This window comes from Kitasatospora sp. MBT63 (assembly GCF_000710465.2).
Classification (GTDB): Bacteria; Actinomycetota; Actinomycetes; order Streptomycetales; family Streptomycetaceae; genus Kitasatospora.
In genome coordinates, this window is record NZ_JAIZ01000446.1 from 1,752 (window position 1) to 5,549 (window position 3,798).

The following is a 3,798-nucleotide window of genomic DNA, read 5'->3' on the forward strand; positions in this document are numbered from 1 at the left end:
CCGGCCCATGCCGCCCGCGCCGAGCCGCCGCAACAGCCGGTACTCGCCGAGCTGCCGCGGATCCTCCGGTTCCAGCGCCTCCATGCCCATCCCAACCCCACCCAGCCCCTCCTGCCGGCCCGGATCCGGGCCCGGTCAGGGACGACCGTACCGGTCCGCGGGGACGGCCGAGCAGGGAAGAACCGACTCCGCGTCAGCCCTCCGGAGCCCGGTCCCGCGTCAGAGCGCCGGTACCTGCTGCGGCTCGCCGCGCAGCGGCGCCTTCGCGAACTCGGCCATCCCCGCGGCGAATTCCACCGCAGGCCGCCACCCGAGCTCCGCCCGCAGCCGCCCGGAGTCCGCCGTCACGTGCCGTACATCGCCCAGCCGGTAGCGGCCGGTCACCCGCGGCGGCGGACCGCCGTACGCCGCGGCCAGCGCGGCCGCCATCTCGCCCACCGTGTGCACCGCGCCGCTGCCCACGTTGTACGCCCGCGAAGTGCCCGCCGGCCGCCCGGCGACTGCGGCCAGCGCCGCCAGGTTGGCCGCCGCGACATCGTCGACGTGCACGAAGTCCCGCCGCTGCCCGCCGTCCTCGTACACCTGCGGCACCTCGCCGCGGGCCAGCGCCGAGCGGAACAGCGACGCCACCCCCGCGTACGGGGTGTCGCGCGGCATCCCCGGGCCGTACACGTTGTGGTACCGCAGCGTCAGCACCCGGCCGCCGCACGCCCGGGCCCAGGCCGAGGCGAGCAGTTCCTGGGCGACCTTCGAGGCCGCGTACACGTTCCGCGGGTCCAGCGCGGCGTCCTCGCCGACCAGCCCGGGCGCCAGCGGCGCGCCGCACCGCGGGCACGGCGGCTCGAACCGGCCCCCGTCCAGGTCCGCCTCCCGGCGCGGCCCCGGCGCCACCGGCCCGTGCACGGCACAGTGGTAGGCGCCCTCGCCGTACACCACCATCGACCCGGCCAGCACCAGGTCCCGCACCCCGGCCCGGGCCATCGCCGACAGCAGCACCGCCGTCCCCAGGTCGTTGCAGCCCACGTACTCGGGAGCGTCGTCCAGGTCGAGTCCGAGGCCCACCATCGCCGCCTGGTGGCAGACGGCGTCGACCCCGTGCAGCGCGTTGTCGACCACCGCGCGGTCCCGGACGTCGCCGTGCCAGAAGGCCACGCCGTCGGGCAGCGCCGGCCGGCCGCCGGGGTGGACGGCGGGCAGCAGCGCGTCCAGCACCCGGACACCGTGGCCGGCCGCCGTCAGCTGCGCCGCGATCCGGGACCCGATGAAGCCGGCACCGCCGGTGAGCAGAATCTCCATGCCCCGACGCTAACCGGCCCGCCCGGCGCCGAACGGTCACGACGGCACTCCGTCAGATGTCCGTAAGACGCAGCACTGTGATGGCGAGCGATGACCGGTGGCCGGCGGCCGGGCCGGTCGGAGCGGTGGAGCCGGGCCGCCCACGGGCCGGCGGTATGGTGCGGTACGGGAGGGAATGTCCGACACCTGCAGCCCGCCGGGAGGAGCCGAGTGCGCGACGCCCGTCCGAGCCCGGCGGCCCGGCCCTCCCGGCACCGCCGGGACGCGCTCCGGGCGTCGGTCCCGCTGCTGGCGATCTGCGCGGGCTACTTCATGGTCATCCTGGACGTGACCATCGTCAACGTCGCCGTGCCCGCGGTCGGCCGCGAGCTGTCCGCCTCGCTCACCGGCATCCAGTGGATCACCGACGGCTACACCCTGGTCTTCGCCGGCCTGCTGCTGACCGGCGGAGCCCTCGGGGACCGAGTGGGCAACCGCCGCGTCTTCTGCACCGGGGTCGCGGTCTTCACCGCCGCCTCGGCCGGCTGCGGACTGGCGCCGACCACCGGCGTCCTGGTCGCCGCCCGGCTCCTCGAAGGGCTCGGCGCGGCCCTGATCGTGCCCGGCTCCCTCGCCCTGCTCCAGCAGGCCTACCCCTCACCCGCCGAACGCTCCCGCGCCTTCGGCCTGTGGGGCTCGGTCGCCGGGGTCGCCGCCTCCGCCGGCCCCCTGCTGGGCGGACTGCTGGTCACCACCCTCGGCTGGCGCTGGGTGTTCTTCATCAACCTGCCCGTCGGCCTGGCCTGCCTCGCCCTGGTCCGGCGCGCCGTGGCGCCCTCCCCGCGCCACCCGGACCGCCGCCTCGACACCCCGGCGCAGGCCGCCGTCGTCGCGGCGGTCGCCCTGCTCGTCGCGGTCCTCAACGAGGCCGGCCGGCTGGGCTGGTCGGACCCGCTGGTACTGATCGGCGCCGCCCTGTGCCTGGCCGCCGCCGGCTGCTTCGTCCTGCGCGAACACCTGGCCGCCACCCCCGTGCTCCCGCTGCCGCTGCTGCGCTCACGCGCGCTGAGCGGCGGGACGGTCATCGGCCTGCTCTTCAACTTCGCCTACTACGGCATGCTCTTCACCGCCAGCCTGTACTTCCAGCACCAGCGCGGCTACAGCGCACTGCGCACCGGACTCGCGCTCTTCCCGGCGGTCGCCGTCACCATGTTCGCCTCGGCGCTGTCGGGACGGCTCGCCCACCGCACCGGCGACCGCCCCCTGGTGATCACCGGCATGGCGGTCGCGGCGGCCGGACTGGCGGGCTGGGCCGCCGCCGGACCCGACCCGGCCTACCCGCTGCTGGTGGCGCCCATGACGGCGGCCGGCTTCGGCACCTCCTTCGCCCTCACCGGCTCCACCACCACCGTGATGGCGGCCGCCCCGCCGGGCTACGCCGGTACGGTCTCGGCCCTGTTCAACACGGCCCGCCAGGTGGGCAGCGCCGCCGGGGTCGCCCTCGGCGGGTCGCTCCTCGCCTCCGCCGCCGACCTCACCACCGGAGTGCGCACCAGCATGGCCGTCGGCGCCGCCGCCTACCTGCTGGCGGCCACCCTCGCGTACCTCTGCATCCCCCGCCCGAAATCCGGCCAGACGGACGGCCGGGGACGCGGCCCGAGAACCGGCCCGAAGCCGGGCCCGACGACCGACCCGGAGCCCGACCCGGGGTCCGGCCCGAGAACCGGCGCGGATCCGTCCTGACGACCGGTGTGGCAACCGGCCCGACGGCCAGTGCGGGATCCGATCCGGGCCCGGCTCGGCCCGAAGCTCCGCCGCAGGCCAGGCCCGGCAGCCGACCGTCGGACCGTCCGGCCGTTCGGCGGCCGACCCGCCGACTGAGCCACCCGCGCCTGCCCCCGCCACCGCCCCGAGCCGCCATCAGACAGCGCCCGCCGCCGGGGCGTCGGTGACGCGGCGGCCCGCTCCGCCGTAGGCTCGCCCCATGCGAGCGATCAACGATCTCGACCGCAGGCTCTTCAACCGGGTGGCGCTGAGCCGCCTGCGCGGCGCGCACCCCGTGCTGCCCAGACTCACCAGGGCCGCCAACCACGGCGTGCTCTGGCTGGGCACCGCCGCCGCCCTGGCCGCCACCGGTGACCGCACCGCCCGCCGGGCCGCACTGCGCGGCGTCGGCGCCCTCGCCCTCGCCTCGGTGTCCGCCAACATCGTCGCCAAGGGCCTCACCCGGCGCCCGCGCCCGGTCATCGACCAGGTCCCGGCCGTCCGCCGGCTGCTGGTCCAGCCCGCCACCACCTCCTTCCCCTCCGGGCACTCCGCCTCCGCCGCGGCCTTCGCCACCGGGGTGGCCCTCGAAGCGCCGCTGCTCGGCCTCGTGGTGGCGCCGGTCGCGGCCGGCGTGATCGCCTCGCGGGTGTACGTCGGTGTGCACTACCCGGGCGACGTGCTAGCCGGCGCCGCCCTCGGTGCCGGCCTCGCCGCCCTCACCCTGCGCTGGTGGCCGCTGCGCGGCACCGAGCCGGC

General features: G+C 77.0%; 3 protein-coding genes. 2 read left to right on the forward strand and 1 reads right to left on the reverse strand.

Annotated elements, in window-relative coordinates; genetic code table 11:
* Positions 1-219: 219 nt before the first annotated feature.
* Positions 220-1,296 (reverse strand): NAD(P)-dependent oxidoreductase, encoded by a 1,077-nt coding sequence (locus AA75_RS24315; protein ID WP_033822345.1) that lies wholly within the window; start codon positions 1,294-1,296, stop codon positions 220-222.
* A gap of 210 nt (positions 1,297-1,506) precedes the next feature.
* Between AA75_RS24315 and AA75_RS24320 the strand changes: the two genes are divergently transcribed.
* Positions 1,507-3,018, forward strand: a complete 1,512-nt coding sequence (locus AA75_RS24320) for an MFS transporter (protein WP_233289168.1) — start codon at positions 1,507-1,509, stop codon at positions 3,016-3,018.
* Between the two features lie 241 nt (positions 3,019-3,259).
* Positions 3,260-3,798, forward strand: a 539-nt coding sequence (locus AA75_RS52335; protein WP_033822346.1) for a phosphatase PAP2 family protein, incomplete at its 3' end; no start/stop codon positions are given.